This is a genomic window from Streptomyces sp. NPDC002889 (assembly GCF_042888425.1).
GTDB lineage: Bacteria > Actinomycetota > Actinomycetes > Streptomycetales > Streptomycetaceae > Streptomyces.
In genome coordinates, this window is the sequence record NZ_JBIAPT010000038.1 from 1 (window position 1) to 15,592 (window position 15,592).

At 68.9% G+C, this 15,592-nt stretch carries 19 protein-coding genes; 10 read left to right on the plus strand and 9 right to left on the minus strand.

The window, feature by feature from the left end; translation table 11 throughout:
• From ACFYWI_RS35820 to ACFYWI_RS35835, 4 genes are all read right to left on the minus strand, one after another.
• Positions 1–765 (minus strand): Hsp70 family protein (locus ACFYWI_RS35820; protein WP_389239972.1); only part of this gene is annotated, 765 nt, incomplete at its 3' end.
• Between the two features lie 342 nt (positions 766–1,107).
• Positions 1,108–1,959: an SAM-dependent methyltransferase gene (locus ACFYWI_RS35825; RefSeq protein ID WP_389239973.1), complete on the minus strand. Its 852-nt coding sequence runs from the start codon at positions 1,957–1,959 to the stop codon at positions 1,108–1,110.
• Between the two features lie 317 nt (positions 1,960–2,276).
• A complete protein-coding gene (locus ACFYWI_RS35830) occupies positions 2,277–2,732 on the minus strand; it encodes a CBS domain-containing protein (RefSeq protein WP_389239974.1) in 456 nt (151 codons plus the stop codon).
• A gap of 209 nt (positions 2,733–2,941) precedes the next feature.
• The gene (locus ACFYWI_RS35835) at positions 2,942–3,241 is read right to left on the minus strand and encodes a hypothetical protein (RefSeq protein WP_389239975.1); all 300 of its coding nucleotides are present in this window, start codon (positions 3,239–3,241) and stop codon (positions 2,942–2,944) included.
• Positions 3,242–3,480: 239 nt separating this feature from the next.
• Between ACFYWI_RS35835 and ACFYWI_RS35840 the strand changes: the two genes are divergently transcribed.
• The 6 genes from ACFYWI_RS35840 (at position 3,481) to ACFYWI_RS35865 (ending at position 8,888) form a co-directional block, all read left to right on the plus strand.
• Positions 3,481–3,792 (plus strand): DUF1876 domain-containing protein, encoded by a 312-nt coding sequence (locus ACFYWI_RS35840; protein ID WP_389239976.1) that lies wholly within the window; start codon positions 3,481–3,483, stop codon positions 3,790–3,792.
• Positions 3,793–3,847: 55 nt separating this feature from the next.
• Positions 3,848–4,585, plus strand: coding sequence for an HAD family hydrolase (locus tag ACFYWI_RS35845; protein WP_389239977.1), 738 nt, complete (start codon positions 3,848–3,850; stop codon positions 4,583–4,585).
• A gap of 2 nt (positions 4,586–4,587) precedes the next feature.
• On the plus strand, positions 4,588–6,981 hold the full coding sequence (locus ACFYWI_RS35850; RefSeq protein ID WP_389239978.1) for a glycoside hydrolase family 65 protein: 2,394 nt from the start codon (positions 4,588–4,590) through the stop codon (positions 6,979–6,981).
• A gap of 208 nt (positions 6,982–7,189) precedes the next feature.
• Complete coding sequence (locus tag ACFYWI_RS35855) at positions 7,190–8,176, plus strand: MBL fold metallo-hydrolase (RefSeq protein ID WP_389239979.1); 987 nt, start codon at positions 7,190–7,192, stop codon at positions 8,174–8,176.
• 43 nt (positions 8,177–8,219) lie between these two features.
• On the plus strand, positions 8,220–8,339 hold the full coding sequence (locus tag ACFYWI_RS35860) for a DUF6480 family protein (protein ID WP_389240024.1): 120 nt from the start codon (positions 8,220–8,222) through the stop codon (positions 8,337–8,339).
• Positions 8,340–8,387: 48 nt separating this feature from the next.
• Entirely contained in the window at positions 8,388–8,888 is a 501-nt protein-coding gene (locus ACFYWI_RS35865) for a DUF5709 domain-containing protein (protein ID WP_389239980.1), read from the plus strand.
• Positions 8,889–8,995: 107 nt separating this feature from the next.
• On the opposite strand, the gene ACFYWI_RS35870 is transcribed toward ACFYWI_RS35865, so the two are convergent.
• Complete coding sequence (locus tag ACFYWI_RS35870; protein WP_389239981.1) at positions 8,996–9,328, minus strand: helix-turn-helix transcriptional regulator; 333 nt, start codon at positions 9,326–9,328, stop codon at positions 8,996–8,998.
• A gap of 129 nt (positions 9,329–9,457) precedes the next feature.
• Here ACFYWI_RS35870 and ACFYWI_RS35875 point away from each other — a divergent pair, with 129 nt between their 5' ends.
• Positions 9,458–10,369, plus strand: coding sequence for an STAS domain-containing protein (locus tag ACFYWI_RS35875; RefSeq protein ID WP_389239982.1), 912 nt, complete (start codon positions 9,458–9,460; stop codon positions 10,367–10,369).
• A gap of 31 nt (positions 10,370–10,400) precedes the next feature.
• Here the strand turns inward: ACFYWI_RS35875 and ACFYWI_RS35880 are convergent, their stop codons facing one another.
• Complete coding sequence (locus ACFYWI_RS35880) at positions 10,401–10,712, minus strand: CDGSH iron-sulfur domain-containing protein (protein ID WP_389239983.1); 312 nt, start codon at positions 10,710–10,712, stop codon at positions 10,401–10,403.
• Between the two features lie 31 nt (positions 10,713–10,743).
• A complete protein-coding gene (locus tag ACFYWI_RS35885; RefSeq protein ID WP_389239984.1) occupies positions 10,744–10,905 on the minus strand; it encodes a hydrophobic protein in 162 nt (53 codons plus the stop codon).
• A 177-nt stretch (positions 10,906–11,082) separates the two neighbouring features.
• On the opposite strand from ACFYWI_RS35885, the gene ACFYWI_RS35890 reads away from it, so the two are divergent.
• A complete protein-coding gene (locus tag ACFYWI_RS35890) occupies positions 11,083–11,571 on the plus strand; it encodes a hemerythrin domain-containing protein (protein WP_389239985.1) in 489 nt (162 codons plus the stop codon).
• Positions 11,572–11,675: 104 nt separating this feature from the next.
• On the plus strand, positions 11,676–12,293 hold the full coding sequence (locus ACFYWI_RS35895; RefSeq protein ID WP_389239986.1) for a hypothetical protein: 618 nt from the start codon (positions 11,676–11,678) through the stop codon (positions 12,291–12,293).
• 178 nt (positions 12,294–12,471) lie between these two features.
• Here ACFYWI_RS35895 and ACFYWI_RS35900 read toward each other — a convergent pair whose 3' ends face one another.
• The gene (locus ACFYWI_RS35900; protein WP_389239987.1) at positions 12,472–13,416 is read right to left on the minus strand and encodes a nucleoside hydrolase; all 945 of its coding nucleotides are present in this window, start codon (positions 13,414–13,416) and stop codon (positions 12,472–12,474) included.
• Between the two features lie 207 nt (positions 13,417–13,623).
• On the opposite strand from ACFYWI_RS35900, the gene ACFYWI_RS35905 reads away from it, so the two are divergent.
• Positions 13,624–14,820 carry a glutamate--cysteine ligase gene (locus tag ACFYWI_RS35905; protein WP_389239988.1) on the plus strand — a complete coding sequence of 399 codons (1,197 nt, stop codon included), beginning with the start codon at positions 13,624–13,626 and terminating at the stop codon, positions 14,818–14,820.
• Here ACFYWI_RS35905 and ACFYWI_RS35910 read toward each other — a convergent pair.
• Positions 14,807–15,586, minus strand: coding sequence for a 2OG-Fe dioxygenase family protein (locus ACFYWI_RS35910; protein WP_389239989.1), 780 nt, complete (start codon positions 15,584–15,586; stop codon positions 14,807–14,809). The genes ACFYWI_RS35905 and ACFYWI_RS35910 overlap by 14 nt on opposite strands.
• Positions 15,587–15,592 lie beyond the last annotated feature (6 nt).

A 15,592-nucleotide genomic window follows, 5' to 3' on the forward strand; every position in this document is an offset into this window, starting at 1 on the left:
CGTCTCGGTCGAGGACGACAGCTCGATCTTCGCCTTCTCCGCGGCCTCGCGCAGACGCTGCAGAGCCATCTTGTCCTTGGACAGGTCGACGCCGTACGCGTTCTTGAACTGCTTGACCAGGTGCTCCACGACGTGCTGGTCCCAGTCGTCACCGCCGAGGTGCGTGTCGCCGTTGGTGGCCTTGACCTCGACGACACCTTCGCCGATCTCCAGCAGCGACACGTCGAAGGTGCCGCCACCGAGGTCGAACACGAGGATCGTCTGGTCGTTCTCCTTGTCCAGGCCGTAGGCGAGCGCCGCGGCCGTCGGCTCGTTGACGATACGCAGGACATTGAGCCCCGCGATCTTTCCGGCCTCCTTGGTCGCGGTGCGCTGTGCGTCGTTGAAGTACGCCGGGACGGTGACGACCGCGTCCGTCACGTCCTCGCCCAGGTAGGACTCGGCGTCACGCTTCAGCTTCTGCAGCACCCGCGCCGAGATCTCCTGCGCGGTGTAGCGCTTGCCGTCGATGTCGCCGCTGTCCGGGAAACGCCACGTCGCCTCGCCCATGTGGCGCTTGACCGACCGCGCGGTGCGATCGACATTGGTCACTGCCTGCCGCTTGGCGACCTCCCCGACCAGCACATCACCGCTCTTTGCGAAGCCGACCACCGAGGGGGTGGTCCGGGCGCCTTCGGTGTTGGTGATGACGGTGGGCTCGCCGGCTTCCAGAACGCTGACGACGGAGTTCGTTGTACCGAGGTCGATACCCACTGCACGTGCCATGGTCTTCTCCTCCGGCCGTGGTCCACTCCCACAGCAGGCCCCACCCCTTGAATGTTGGATGCGGTGGACCCGGCGCCCGGCACGGGGGAGTGGCGGACGCCGCGGCCCTCACCTCACAACCCTCTCACCTGCTGACACGGAGCAGACCTTTCTCCACAATCTACGTAGAAGGTACAGATGTACCTGTCAAGGTGCTCACAGTCGAGGCATATATGCATTATCCGCGCATACGTGTGTGAGGAGTGCTGCGGGGCGGGGGACGGGAGGGGCGAACGATCCGCTGAGCGCCGCCCGGCAGGACGCGCGCGGCGTGTGGTGAACACCTCCCGGTCCCACGGGTGCCTATGGCTTGCGGAGTATCCCGCCGTACTCGTAGATGCCCTTGCTGTTCCTGGTGGCGCCGATGTAGGGGGCCAGGTCCGGGTGCACCGGGGCCAGGGGTGGCTGATCGGGGTCCGGGCGCCAGTCGGCCAGGTTGACCAGTCCCGGTTTCACCGGCTCCAGCCCGTCCAGGAGGCCGTCCAGCTCGGCCGGGGTGCGGGTCTGCCAGGGGATTCCGCTCTGTGAGATGTGAGCGGTCATCTCGGCGCCCCTGGCCGGGTCGTTCGAGACGACCTGTGACAGGCCCAGGTGGCTGCCCGGTGCCGCCCCGTCGATGACCGTGCGCAGGATCCGACGCGGATCGTCCGCATCGGTGAGGTGGTGGACCACGGACAGGAACAGCACCCCCACCGGCTCGCCGAAGTCGATCAGCCGCCGTACTTCGGGATGCTCGAGGACGGACTGCTGATCCCGCATGTCGGCCGTGATGACGGTGGTGGAGGCGTCATCGGACAGCAGCGCCCGGCCGTGGGCCAGCACGATGGGGTCGATGTCGACGTAGACGACACGGGTGTCCGGGGCGAAGCGCCGGGCGACCTGGTGGACGTTGTTGTCGGTCGGCAGCCCGCATCCCATGTCAAGGATTTGGCGGATGCCGGCCTCCTGCGTCAGGTAGCGCACAGCCCGGAAGAGGAACTGTCGGTTCTGCCTTGCGATGTCGACGCACTCGGGGAAGTCCGGCAGCGTGGTGAGGAGGAAGCTGCGGTCGACGTCGTAGTTGTCCTTGCCTCCCAGCATCCATCCGTAGGCCCGTGCCGAGGTCGGCACATCGAACGGTATCGCGGTCGTCTCGGGCTGACTGTCATCGACCAAAGCGTGCTCTCCGCCTCTCCCTGTATGCGGTGCCCGGCACCGTCGTGGGGAGACTACCCCCCGATCCGTATCCGGGGGGACAGATTGGCTGAGGCCCAACTTGCTTGCCGGTAAGGGGGATTGGCGGCAGGAATCACCTCGGCGTATGTACCGCGCGTACGTGGCGCAGGAACCCGGGCGGCGTCGGACCCCGGCAACCCCGAAGACCCCGTCCCGGTCATGGGGCGGGGTCTTGCGGAGCCGATCTCCTCCGTGACGCAGGATGCCGCGGATCTCCGCCACGAGCATTGCTCGTGGCGAGGATCGATGAGGCGACCTCAGCCGGCCGACTGACCGGCCAACGGGGTCGCGTACACGCGGCTCACGAACTCCGCGATCTGTTGATCGCTGAGGTTCCTCGCGAGATTCGCCTCTGTGATCATGCCGATCAGACGGTGGCCGCCCTTGACGTCGATCACCGGCAGTCGCTTGATCTGGTGCTCCTCCATGGTCCTCAGGACCTCGGCGGCGTCCGCGTCGGCATCGATCCAGTGCACTTCGGAGTTGAGCGATCCGGCCTGTACGGTCGCCGGGTCGATGCCTTCGGCGCAGCAGTTGATGACGATGTCACGGTCGGTGATCAAGCCTGTGAGCCTGTTGTTGTCTCCGCAGATGGGCAGGGCGCCGACATCCAGATCACGCATCATCTTCGCCGCGTCGAACAGCGACTGGTGCGCACCGACGCACTGCACACCACTGGACATGATGTCGCGGGCTCGCAGCTTCTCAGCCATGGTTTCCTCCCGTCCTGTACAGCGTTGTGTCCTTCGCCATCGATCACAACACGAATGGCTCAATATCGCTCTCTGGGTGCCCTCAGCGAGCCGATGAGCGCAAGTCGGCATTGATCGATCACGGACCCGAGCAGCCGGGTACCCCATGAGCGAGCCTCTGCGAGGTACGACAGGCACTCCGCCCCGGCTGTGCGGTCACGGCAGCGCTGTCACGGCTCCAGGTGGCTGAATCCCACTTCGAAGCGTTCGACCGAGACAATCCGCTGGCCTTCCCTCCGGGCGATCTCCTCACGGAGCCGGGTGGCCGTGTGCTCGCTGGCGTGCATGCTCTGTTCGTCATCCCACAAGGTCAGCGACGTGGCCTTCCCGGAGGCTCGGTCGATGAGGTAGTACACGCCCCGGAAACCGGGAACCTCCCGGACCTGCCCGAGAATCGCCTCCCAGTTCGCGGTCAGGTCTCCCTCCGCGGGAACCGGTGATCCCTGATAGGTGCTCAGTCTCACGAACATCGCTGCCAACCCTTTCCGGCCGGCTGCCGGCCGGAGGGACAGGCAGCTCCAGGACCAGATTGCTCCGGCGGGCCGTGCACCGCATGCCGAGCGGCCGTTCATTCCGTCCACCGGCGGTGCGGGCCGCATCCGAGGATCCGTTCGCGTCCCGTCGCCGAAGCGGTCGCAAGGCTGGATCCTGAAGTCAGGACCGCGCCGCGTGGGCTTTACGCCCCCGCCGGCGCGTCAGGAGGTATGCCATGACAAGGACGCTGGAGTGGAAGGTCGGACTCTTTCTGTCGGAGGAGGACGGCACGACAAAGGCCCGGGCTGTCCTGGACACGGGCGCTACGACTCTCACCGGCCACGGCACCGCCCACTGCAACCCGCAGGACATCGACGTCCCCGAGATCGGTGACGAACTCGCTGCCGGCCGGGCGATGAGCAGCCTCGCCCGGCAGCTGATGCGATGGGCGGACCGGGATCTCGAAGCGATGGGCGCTGGTCCGTCGGACGGGCGCACAGCGTCGGCAGCGATGACCGGCAGCCGCAGACCGGGCGATGCGAGATGACTGTGCGCGTCGCCCGTCAGGCGCCGAGCCGCATCACCGCCACAGGCATATGACCATGGACGGGGCCGACGGATTGCCAAGGCGCGGCGTCGCGGCCGTCGTCCCGGACACCGACGGCGTGATCATCGACTCCGCGCGGATGCATGCCGCTGCCTGGAAGACGGCTTTCGACGCCTGCCTGCTCGCACACCCGTCCGAAGACCCGACGTCGCGACGTCCCTTCGACGTGACGGACGACCACCTGCGCTCCGTGGACGGCAGGTCGCGCCTGGACGGTGCTGCCTCGTTCCTCGCCCCGCGCGATCTGGAGCTCACGCCCGGCGGATTCGACGACCCCCCGGGCACGGGCACGGTCGCAGCCGTGGCGGCTCGCAAGGAGCAGGCGTTCACCGAGCAGCTGCGCGCACACGGGATCGAGGCCTGCGCCGCGGCGCCGAGGCTGCTGCGCACCCGGGGCATTCCCCTGGCCGCGGTGTCGGCGTCCCGCCACGCTCGTGATCTGCTCGCCCGCGCGGAGGTGCCGAGCCTCTTCGACGCCGTGGTGGACGGCGGCGAGGCAGCCCGACTCGGGCTTGTCGGCACACCGGATCCCGCCCTCTTCCTGGAGGCGACCCGCAGGCTCGGCGCCCCCGCGGCCCGATCCGTGGCCGTCGAGGACTCGCCGGCCGGCGTCGAAGCGGGCCGACGCGGCGTGGACCGGTCCGCATCTCACGGAGCCGACGCCGCGCTGCTCGCGCGCGCCGACATCGTCCGGGACCTTGCCGAACTCCTCGCCGACGACCCCGAGGAGTGACGATGCCCAAGTGGACATGGACGTACGAGGGATACGACCCCGTCCGGGAGCGCCTTCGGGAGGCGCTGTGCGCCCTCGGCAACGGCTACTTCGCCACCCGGGGGGCGGCACCCGAGTGCACGGCCGATTCCGTGCACTATCCCGGCACCTACGCCGCCGGCTGCTACAACCGCCTCACCTCGACCGTCGCCGGCCGGCAGGTCGAGAACGAGGACATGGTCAACCTGCCCAACTGGCTGCCCGTGCGCTTCAGGATGCACGGCCAGGACGGGGACGCACCCTGGTTCACACCCGACAGCACGGCATTGCGCGAACACCGCCAGAGCCTGGACCTGCGCGCCGGAACGCTGCAGCGGAGCCTGCGATACGTGGCCGAGGACGGCCGCGCACTCGCCGTCCGGCAACTGCGCCTGGTCCATATGGGGGACCCGCATCTCGCCGTGCTGCGTACCGAGTTCACTGCCGAGGGATGGTCCGGTGACATCGAGGTGGAGGCCGCCCTCGACGGAGCGGTCACCAACAGTGGGGTGGTGCGGTATCAGGAGCTGAGCGGCAACCATCTGATCCATGTCAACGCCGGGAACGGAGCCCCCGACACGGTGTGGCTGCGCTGCCGTACCACCACCTCCGACATCCGGATCGGTATGGCCGCCCGTATCACCGTCGACGACCCCACGGTTCATATCCATCCGGCGCACGAGCCGCTGCGTGCCGTCCAGGTTCTGCGGCTGTCGCTCTCCTCCGGACAGCCGCGCACCGTCGACAAGACGGTGGCGTTGCACACCTCCCACGACCCCGCCATCAGCGATCCCCTGCACGCAGCTGTGGACCGCGTCGGCCGGGCTCCGGGGTTCGAGGCGCTCCTGCGGTCCCACCGCGCGGCATGGCGGCAACTGTGGCGCAGGGCGGAGCTGGACGTGCCGGGGGAAGCGGGGCACATCCTGCGGCTGCATCTCTTCCACGTTCTGCAGACGCTCTCGCCCCACACCGTCGACCTGGATGTCGGTGTCCCGGCCCGGGGGCTGCACGGCGAGGCGTACCGGGGCCACATCTTCTGGGACGAGCTGTTCGTGCTGCCGTACCTCAACCTGCACTTCCCCGAAGTCTCCCGGGCGCTGCTCCTCTACCGGTACCGGCGACTGGAAATGGCGTGCAGCCGCGCGCGTGACGCCGGACAGCAGGGGGCCTGGTTTCCCTGGCAGAGCGGCAGCGACGGCCGCGAGGAAACCCAGCAGTTGCACCTCAACCCCCGCTCGGGACGCTGGGTTCCCGACCACTCCCGGCTGCAGCACCACGTCGGATCGGCCATCGCCTACAACGTCTGGCAGTACTGCGAGGCAAGCGGCGACGCGGAGTTCCTGCACACCGAGGGCGCCGAGATACTGACGCAGATCGCCCGCTTCTGGGCCGACTGTGCCACGTGTGACGAGGACATGGGGCGTTACCGGATCCGCGGCGTCGTCGGGCCGGACGAGTACCACGAGGCGTACCCCGACGCCTGGGAACCGGGCCTCGACGACAACGCCTACACCAATGTCACCGCGGCCTGGGTGCTCGCCCGCGCGCTCGACGTGGTGCACGAACTGCCCGAACCACGCCGCCGGGAACTGTTCGAACGTACCGGCCTCGACACCGGGGAGCTGACCCGCTGGGAAGAGGTCTCCCACCGGCTGTTCGTACCGTTCCACTCGGGCGTCATCAGCCAGTTCGCCGGGTTCGGCGACCTGGCGGAACTCGACTGGGACAGCTACCGGGCACGCTATGGCGACATCCGCCGCCTCGACCGCATCCTGGAAGCGGAGGGTGACTCGGTCAACCGCTATCAGGCCTCCAAACAGGCCGATGTGCTGATGCTCGGCTACCTCTTCTCACCCGCCGAACTCAGCGGCCTGTTCCGCCGGCTCGGCTACGACCTGGACGATGCGACCTGGCACCGAACGGTCGACTACTACCTCAACCGCACCAGCCACGGGTCGACACTGAGCGGGTTGGTCCACGGCTGGGTGCTGGCCCGGGTACGGCGCGAGGATGCGTGGACGTATCTCCAGGAAGCGCTGGAGAGCGACATCGCCGACCTGCACGGCGGCAGCACAGGAGAGGGAGTGCACCTGGGAGCCATGGCCGGCACGCTCGACCTCGTCCAGCGCGGGCTGACCGGTCTCGAGACCCGCAGCGGGGCTCTCTGGCTCGATCCGGTGCCCTCGCAGCAGCTGTCCGAGTACGGGTTCTCCATCCGCTACCACGAGCACTGGGGCGTGGCTGTACGCGTGCGCCCGGGAGAGCTGCAGATCGGTGTGCCGGCCTCGGCCGGATCACCGATCGACGTACGGCTGCCCGACAGAGCGGTGTCCGTCGGGCCGGGCGAGTCGGCGCTCCTGACACTGCCGGACCAGTGAGGCAGGCACGAGGCGTAACGCTTGTGTGCTCGACGGCCCGGAGTTCGGCAGGGGCCGCGGGCACGCAGGACCCCGGCTGGATCCGACGGCTCGGCGCGGTCACATATCCCCGAGCGCCGGCGAGCCGGCGACCGCTACCATCGGGCGCCCCGACTTGATCACGGCGGTCCGACACCGCTGCTCCCACGGCTGTCGACGGAGGACACCGATGACGCAGACCCCCGAGCGGCAGACCGACCACCCCGAGCGGCTGGAGCGAGGACACCCGTTCCGGCAGTGGAAGACGTGGCGGATCCCCGGCACCGAGCTGACCCTCACCGGCTACTCCCGTGCGAACGACAAGACCTTCTTCCACATCCCCGAGCTGCGGTGCAGCCTCGACGCGGGGCTGTGCGAAGGACGGCAGGTGGACACCGTCTTCCTCACCCACACCCACCATGACCACTCCAAGGACCTGGACCACCTGGCGTCCAAGCCCTCGGGGACCGACATCCATCTGCCCGCCGCGGCGGTGCCGTACGTCGAGTCCTACGTGCGGGCGTCAGCCGAACTGAACCACGGTGCGGCATTCGACCCGTCTCTCGTCGGGACCCACCGCCTGCATGGTGTACAACCCGGCGACGAGTTCACCTTCGGACGTGGTGGACACCATGTGCGGGTGGTGGAGTGCGTGCACAAGGTGCCCTGTGTGGGATACGCCTTCTCCGAGCGCCGCAAGGCGCTGCTGCCGGAGTACGAGGAGCTGCGGCGCTCCCTCGTCCGGGAGGGCCGGGGCGCGGAGTTCGGGCAGATCGTGGCGCGGAAGCGCAAGGAGGGTGCCGCGGTCGAACGGGAGGTCCTCCGACCGCTGTTCGCCTTCCTCGGCGACACACATGTCAGCGTTTTCGAGCGCAACCCCTGGCTCTTCGAGTACCCCGTCGTCATCACCGAGTGCACCTACCTCGACGACACGGAGCTGGACCGGGCGGACCGGGTCGGGCACACGGTGTGGAGCCGGCTGCGGCCGGTGGTCGAGGCCCATCCGCAGACGCTCTTCGTCCTGACCCACTTCAGTCTGCGCCACTCGGACCACGACGTCCTCACGTTCTTCCGCAACGAGTGGACGGCGGCGGGCAGCGAGCAGCCCGGCAATGTCCTGCTGTGGGTGCACCCGGAGAGCCATCTGCCCGAGCAGCATCAGCACGGCGGTTCCTGACAGCCCTACTGTTGGGTCGGTGGATTTCGGGCACTCGGCTCATATGGCTACCAACAATCCGGATCCTGATCCGCGCGACACGACCGGCCCTGAGCCTGGGGGATCGGTGCCACCGGGCGAGATGATCGCGGCTTTCTTCCTTGCTTTCGCCCTGACCCTGTGAGGCTCTCCGGCTCCGAAGCCGCGAGCCGCCCAGAAAGGGGATCCAACCATGTCCGACGAGAGTGCGCAGGGCAGCCAGGGGCGGGGCGACGACGTCTACCAGCCCGAGAACTCGGACGTGCAGAACCCGCCGAGCGATGACCTCGATCTGGAGAATGTGATCGACGAGCCCGGTCTGGACGAGATGATGAACGAGGGCTACTCGCCTCCCGAGCGCCCGCTCGGTGTCGGCAAGTACGGCACTACCGGCGCGGAGCAGCGCGAGGGCGAGTCCCTCGACGAGCGGCTCGCACAGGAGGTACCGGACGTCGTGCCGTCCGAGGGCGACGGCATCGGCGATCTCGCCGACGGCGAGGGCGAACCGGTCGATGGGGAGGCCGGCACCGTCCGAGCCGGCCGCCTGACTCAGCCGCCGGAGCCGGCCTCGCGCCGCCCGACCGACGTGGTGGCTCACGACGTGGGCATCGACGGCGGCGCGGCATCGGCGGAGGAAGCCGCGATGCACATCACGGACGAGCTCCCGGACCAGGAGGAGCCGGGCGACCGCTGATCATCGCGGTTGCGGGCTCCGGGCGTTGCGGGCGGGACCGGTCGCCCCACTCTGTGCTCGGCGACTCTGCGTCGATGGGCGTGCCCGCGCCCCATCACGTGTTGCGGTCACGGACCGTCACTGCCTCGAGGGGATTCGGCGTCCGGCAGGTCGGCGAGGATCTCCAGCAGCGGGGCGATGGCTCGGTCCCCTTCCGCCGGGTGGCGGAACTTGCCGCCGAGTACCACCTGGTACTTGTTCCGGCGGCCTTCGCGCGTGTGCGTGAGGTACCCGGCCTCCTCCAGGTCGGACACCAGGGCTTGAACCGTCCTCTCGGTCAGGCCGAGCGCCGACGCGAGGTCGCGGATCCTCGCCCACGGATCACGTGCGATCGCCGAGAGCACGCGGGTGTGGTTGGTCAGGAAGGTCCACGTACTGCGCGGTGGCACGGGCGCATTCATGTCCTGATCGTACGGCTCCAGATACGCGTTTTTCAAAGGCGGAATCCCATTTCATGTATCTCTTGACGTGTCTGTGGGCTGCGTACGAACATGAGGAGGCAAGTTGCCCAGGCAAAAGGGAGTGCTCTCATGACCTCTCGTTCAGACGGCCGCGACGGGTCCCGCCCCAGGACGGCGTCCTCTGCGGCGCCGCCGCTCCAACCCCCCTGGGGCGCCACTGCTTGCGGCCCCCGCCTGGCGGTGACCGTGACCGGCGGCGGCCGAGAAGCCTCCCTTGCCGTCGTCGTCGGCGAGATCGACATCGAGGGCGCCTCTGACTTGCTCCATGCTCTGACCGCCGCCCTCCGGGCCGGGGGCGGGCTCGACCTCGACCTCGCCGGCGTCACCTTCTGCGACTCCTCGGGTCTGCACGCTCTCCTGGAGGTCCGAAGCCGGGCCCTGGCCTCCGGGCGGACCGTGGCCCTACGGAACGCGGGCTCCCAGATACGCAGACTGATGGAGGTGACGGGCACCTTGGAACTTCTGGCCCCCGATATTCTGCCGCCCGGCGCTCGCGCCGGGAGCGGACCCGCATCGTTGTGCCAGGGCGTCCGCCAAGCCCTCGCCGACGCGGGTTTCCAGATCTCGGGTCACGACGACGAAGAGGTGTCAGGGCTGACCGTGCAGGCGCAACCGTACGGCGTCCTCATCGGATGGACCGAACCGACCGGCCCGTCCCCTTCCGGCGAACCCGGGCTTGGTCACGAGATGACTGCGCCGTACCCGGGAATACACAAAGCCCTGAGCATCGCGGTGCTCGCTGCTCTGACGGACGCCGGTTTCGTGATGGAACACCACGTCGACGGCAACGCGATCGTGGTGACCGGCGAACAACCGGCAGAACTACCGGCATCATCTCAGCGCCCTGCGGGGCGGGGGGACGCGGCCGCCCCGCATGAGCGGACCAAGGAAGCCGCGGCATCGAGCGCGGCGGTCGACGAAGCGATCGGGATCAACTCCGCCACCGTCCCGGGTACCGGGGTGTCCAAGCGACAGTCCTGAGACCTCAAGCACCCCGGAAGGCCGTTCGAGGTCAGCTCGCCCGTCCGCCGTCGGCCCTCACGCTCCGTCCGCCCTCGGGCCTCACACGGGGCCGGTGGCTGGTGTCGCAGAACGGGAATCGCTGACTGCGCCTGCACATGCACAGAGCCACGGTCGGGCGCTCCGACAGCTGGACGCTCCCGTCCGGCATCACGATCTCAACGGGTCCTTCGACGAGGAGCGGACCGCCCTGAACGGGAGTGACGCGGGGGGTCCTCGCCGGTGACCGCGATGTTCTCCGTGCTTCCGTCGGCCCTGAGTCGTCCGACTTTCCACGATTCGGTCCTGTGATCGGTTCGAGCACCGTTCACCACCACCAGTTCGCTCTTGTCCGCCTACCAGCGGTACCAGCGGCCCCCGCCGCCCGCAGGGCGAACCAGGAACCCGAGCAGCCACACGACAAGCACGATGACCGCGATCCACCACAAAGCCTTGAGCGCGAAGCCCGCCCCGAAAAGGATCAGTGCGAGCAGCAGAACGAGAAGCAGGGCAACCATGGCTGTCAACCTCCGTGGTTGCGTCTGCCCCGCCTGGCATCCGTCACACGCCTGAATACCGGTCGGATCTCGGGGGAAACGAGAGCCGAAGCCGGATTGCGTCAGGTCGGCGATCGAGCGAGCGCTGCAACCGTGCCCGTCGGCCTGAAACGTTGCCTACGAAGGGAAGTGACGTGAGTGGTAGCCCACGATGTGGTCGAGACGATCCTCAAGGACCACCGCACGATGGAGGACCTTCTCCGTCGCATGCGCAGTGCCGACGAGGACCGGGCGCATGCCCTGGGCGAGTTCGCGAGTCTTCTGATCGCGCACGAGGTGGCCGAGGAGGCCGAGGTCTATCCGGCCCTGAAGCGCTACAAGGACATCGACAGCGACGAGGTCGAGCACGGGGAGGAAGAGCACACCGACGGCAACGAGGCGCTGCTCGACCTGATGGAGGTGGATGAGGTCGGCGACGAGGAGTGGGACGAGAAACTGGAGAAGCTGGTCAAGGCCGTGGCCCACCATCTGGACGAGGAAGAGCGCACGATCCTGAACGACGCGAGGGCAAACGTTTCCGACGAGCGCCGCGTCGAACTGGGCCGTGCCTTCGAACGTGTACGGGCCGAGCAGCTGTCGGCCGGCTGCGGCGACGTCGAGAACGTACGCCGCGCCGCCAAGCGCTGACAGCCCCGCCCCGAGGGCAGGCTGTTTGGCCGCCGTTTTGTGGGCAACCCGCGAGAACAGTCCTACCGATTCGGCACAACGAGTCGTGAACCGGAAAGGCAGTCATGTCCACAGTCCTGATCATCGTTGCTGTGCTCGCGGTGCTGGCGGTCGTCGTCGCCGCGGTGTTCTACTCCGGAGCCGGCAGGCGACGCGGCCGAAGGGGGCTCGAGCAGCGGTTCGGCCCCGAGTACGACCGTGCCCTCGCCGGCCACGACGGCGACACCAAGGCCGCGGAGCGTGAACTGAGCGAGCGCGTCGAACGCCACGGCGATCTGAGGCCCAAGCCGCTGGCCGACGAGAGCCGTGCGCAGTACGTAGCCCAGTGGGCCGGTCTCCAGGAACACTTCGTCGACGCCCCGGACAGGGCGGTCGCGGAGGCCGACCACCTGCTGGCCCGCCTGGCGCACGACCGTGGTTTCCCGGAGCCCACCCACCATGACGAGCAGCTCGCCGCGCTCTCCGTGCACCATGCGGAACAGGTCGGCGGGTACCGCAGGTTGCACCGCGCCACCCGGGGGCAGGCGAGCACGGAGGAGTTGCGCGGGGCGATGGTCGAGGCCCGTGCACTCTTCGACGTCCTGGTCGCCGCCCACACCGATGACACCGGCCGACACCATGCCGCTCCCGCGGCGTACGGGCGGCGTGGGCATTCGCTGAAGCCCAAGGGGAGCGGTGCGTGACGCAGGGGCCCGCTGCAGTTGCGGGGGCAGTCGGGGACCAGTTCCTGAAGGTGGTCACCCTTCGCAGACACAGGCATCGGGGCCGGTCCGGGGACCGGCCCCGATGCCTGTGTCTGCGAGTGCGCCCGGCCGGCCCCGCGCGCTCGCGGGCGGGTCCAGGTCGTGGGTCCGCGTGTTGTCACGCCTTGCGCTTGCCGAGCACATCGATCGCCGCGATCACCCGGTCCCAGAACTTCTCGCTGTCCAGGGTGAGCGCGACACGTGCGTTCACGGGCCGGTCCAGGTAGTGGTGCATGTCCACCACGGTCGCCCCCCGCGTGTACTGCCCGCGCAGTTCGACCGCCACACTCGCCTCGACGCACTGGACGATGGCCGGGTCGATGACCCGGGCGACCGCGACGGGGTCGTGCAGGGGCGGGGACGTGAACCCCCACAGCCGCCGGTACGCGGATGCGAAGTACGTGATCAACTCCGTGCAGATACGGGAGAGTTCGGTTTCGAGGTTCTCCAGACGGGCCAGGACCTCGGGCGTTGCGAGCGCCTGGTGGGTCACGTTGAGCCCGCACATGGTGACCGGGATGCCGCTGCGGAAGACGATGTCCGCCGCCTCGGGGTCCACGTAGACGTTGAACTCCGCGGCAGGGGTTGTGTTGCCGCCCCTGGTGGAGCCGCCCATGAGCACGATGTCCCGGATGTGCGCGGCACTGTCGGGGTACCGCGTCAGCAACACGGCGACATTCGTCAGCGGCGCCGTCGGAACCAGTGTGACGGGTTCCGGATGCCCGGTCAGAATGCGGTACATGAGGTCCACGGCGTGCTCGGGAACAGCGTCCACCGTGGGCTGCGGGAACCGCGGCCCGTCCAGACCGGATTCGCCGTGCACGTCGTCCCCCACCAGCAGGGGCTGAACGAGCGGCCGCGCGCAGCCGGCGGCGATGGGAACGCCGGTGATCGAGGCGACGGTGCAGATCCTGCGCGCGTTCAGCGTGGTCTTCTCGACCGTCTGGTTCCCCGCGACCGTCGTGATCGCGAGCAGATCGATCGCCGGATCTCCCGCCGCCAGCATGATGGCGATGGCATCGTCGTGTCCGGGATCGCAGTCGATGATGATCGGGACTGGCACGGTACTCCTCGGGGGCCGGGCAGGCGATACGTTCAGTCTCCCCTCGACATGCCCCAGGCGCCCGGATCCCCCGTCGAATTTCGTGGGCTCGGCGGGGCCGGTGAGACCGGCCATCCCGTGCCGCTCACGCGGGGCCTGACCCGGGAGGTGTGAGTTCCGCCCTGTGAGGAAGTCGGGAGACATGGGGGAATCGAACGAAGGACGCCCATGAGCGAGAACCTGGGCAAGGGAGCCGGCCGCCCGGCCGCGGGTGCGCGAGCGCCGACCGTGGGGGTGGAGGAGGAGTACCTCCTCGTGCACCCCGGTACCCGGGCCGTCGAAGCGTCCGGCTCCAAGGTGGTCGCACGTGCCTCGGGCACCCTGGGCGCCCTCGTCTCCGGTGAGTTCACCGAATACCAGATCGAGGGCAAGACCCCGCCGTGCACCGGCTCCGTGGAGCTGCGCACCCGTCTGGCCGGGATACGAGGGGCGCTGTCCATGGCCGCCCGGGCCGAAGGCCTGCGCCTGTGCGCGTCGGGTTCACCCGTGCTCGCAGGCACGGGGCCCGTCCTCATCGGCGATCACTGGCGTTACCGGGCCGGCGTGGATCAGTACCGCGCCATGCTCGACGACTTCACCGTCTGCGCATTCCATGTCCACGTGCATCTGCCGGACCGCGAGCTTGCCGTACTCGTCGGCAATCACCTCAGACCGTGGCTCCCGCTCCTGGTGGCGCTGAGCGCCAACTCCCCCTTCCACCGAGGGCACGACACGGGCTACGCCAGCTGGCGATCGGTCATCAGAAGCAGGTTCCCCTGTCTGGGTCCGCCGCCGTATGCCGCATCACTGGAGGACCACGAGCGGCTGGCCTCCGCCATGGCGGACTCCGAGGCGATGCTGGACGCGAGCCTCCCCTTCTGGGACATCCGGCCGAACCCCCGCCTGCCGACGCTGGAGATCCGGACGATGGACGTCCTGCCGGAAACGGAGGACGCGGTGGCCCTGACGGTGCTGATCAGAGCGCTCGTGGTGACCGCGGCGGCGCGAGTCGGACACGGCGATCCGGGCCCGCCCATCTGCGGGGAGCTGCTGCGCGCGGCGTGCTGGCGCGCCGCGCGCGACGGCTGGTCCGGCAGCGGAGTGGAGGCGCTGACCGGGCGGATCCTTCCCACTGCCGTGCAGGCCGGACGGCTTGTCGACGAGGTCCGTCCCGTGCTGGAGGAGCACGGAGACTTCGAGGAGGTGGCTGCCTTCCTGCGGAGACTGTCCACGCGGGGCTCGGGCGCCGAGCGGCAGCGCTCTGCGGCCGGCTCACCGCGCGGGCTCAGCGGGGTCGTGGACGATCTCGTCGCGCGCACCGAGGGCAGCGGGCTCGCCTCACCGGGAATCTCACTCGACGCAGGCCGGGGCTTCAGCTCGGCGTGAACGTCACGACCAGTGCGTCGCGGTAGGCAGGACGCTCGTCGTCCACCGGACGGACCGGTGAGACGCTGTGCAGGGTGCGACGGTCGTCTCCGACGAGCAGTGTTCCCGGCTCGCTCAGCGTGGTCGCCAGAAGCTTCCTCCCGTCCAGGTCGTACACCGAGCTCTCACCGCCCGCGGCGTTGCGCCGGCCGACCAGCAGCGAGGAGACGAGGGTGACACCGTCGCGGTGCCTGCCCTCCGGGGTGGGCAGGCCGTACGCGTCCCCTGACGCGACGACACGGAAAGGGTGCACCTTCGCATTCCACACAGTGGGCTCGTCCAGGGCGCTCGCCAGCCGTCCCAGCAGCCGCAGGACCGCGTGAAGCACGGGGTCGGCAGCGAAAGAACTGGTCAAAGGCTCGAACACGCGGTCAACGGAGACATAGAGCGGATTGCTGCTCTCCGGCTGTACGAAGGGGGCCTGCGGCAAAAGATTCACCTCCCCGGTGGCCGGTACGAAGGAGAACTGTCCGTAGCGGCGCAGTCGGCGTGTGCCCCGCTCGGAGGCGTACGTGTCCGGGCTCAGCGTCTCCCAGTGGGCGGCGAAACGCTCCCACGCCCCGCTCTCCGCGCCGAGGCACGACTTCGTGGCGGCGGCGGCCATGACGTGGGCACCGTCCGAGACCAGAGCCTGCCTGGCGGATGCCACGGAGTCCGCGCCGGGCAGGGTCTCCATGGGCGGGGGAGGGTTCAGCGCCTCTCCAGGGTCGTCGATCGCTCTGTCCACGGGACT

What these genes read in the sequence shown, in the direction of transcription:
- ACFYWI_RS35830 (WP_389239974.1), bottom strand. Translation starts at nt 2,732, where the DNA reads ATGGCTGAGAAGCTGCGAGCCCGCGACATCATGTCCAGTGGTGTGCAG.
- ACFYWI_RS35835 (WP_389239975.1), bottom strand. Translation starts at nt 3,241, where the DNA reads ATGTTCGTGAGACTGAGCACCTATCAGGGATCACCGGTTCCCGCGGAG.
- ACFYWI_RS35840 (WP_389239976.1), top strand. Translation starts at nt 3,481, where the DNA reads ATGACAAGGACGCTGGAGTGGAAGGTCGGACTCTTTCTGTCGGAGGAG.
- ACFYWI_RS35845 (WP_389239977.1), top strand. Translation starts at nt 3,848, where the DNA reads ATGGACGGGGCCGACGGATTGCCAAGGCGCGGCGTCGCGGCCGTCGTC.
- ACFYWI_RS35850 (WP_389239978.1), top strand. Translation starts at nt 4,588, where the DNA reads ATGCCCAAGTGGACATGGACGTACGAGGGATACGACCCCGTCCGGGAG.
- ACFYWI_RS35855 (WP_389239979.1), top strand. Translation starts at nt 7,190, where the DNA reads ATGACGCAGACCCCCGAGCGGCAGACCGACCACCCCGAGCGGCTGGAG.
- ACFYWI_RS35860 (WP_389240024.1), top strand. Translation starts at nt 8,220, where the DNA reads ATGGCTACCAACAATCCGGATCCTGATCCGCGCGACACGACCGGCCCT.
- ACFYWI_RS35865 (WP_389239980.1), top strand. Translation starts at nt 8,388, where the DNA reads ATGTCCGACGAGAGTGCGCAGGGCAGCCAGGGGCGGGGCGACGACGTC.
- ACFYWI_RS35870 (WP_389239981.1), bottom strand. Translation starts at nt 9,328, where the DNA reads ATGAATGCGCCCGTGCCACCGCGCAGTACGTGGACCTTCCTGACCAAC.
- ACFYWI_RS35875 (WP_389239982.1), top strand. Translation starts at nt 9,458, where the DNA reads ATGACCTCTCGTTCAGACGGCCGCGACGGGTCCCGCCCCAGGACGGCG.
- ACFYWI_RS35885 (WP_389239984.1), bottom strand. Translation starts at nt 10,905, where the DNA reads ATGGTTGCCCTGCTTCTCGTTCTGCTGCTCGCACTGATCCTTTTCGGG.
- ACFYWI_RS35895 (WP_389239986.1), top strand. Translation starts at nt 11,676, where the DNA reads ATGTCCACAGTCCTGATCATCGTTGCTGTGCTCGCGGTGCTGGCGGTC.
- ACFYWI_RS35905 (WP_389239988.1), top strand. Translation starts at nt 13,624, where the DNA reads ATGAGCGAGAACCTGGGCAAGGGAGCCGGCCGCCCGGCCGCGGGTGCG.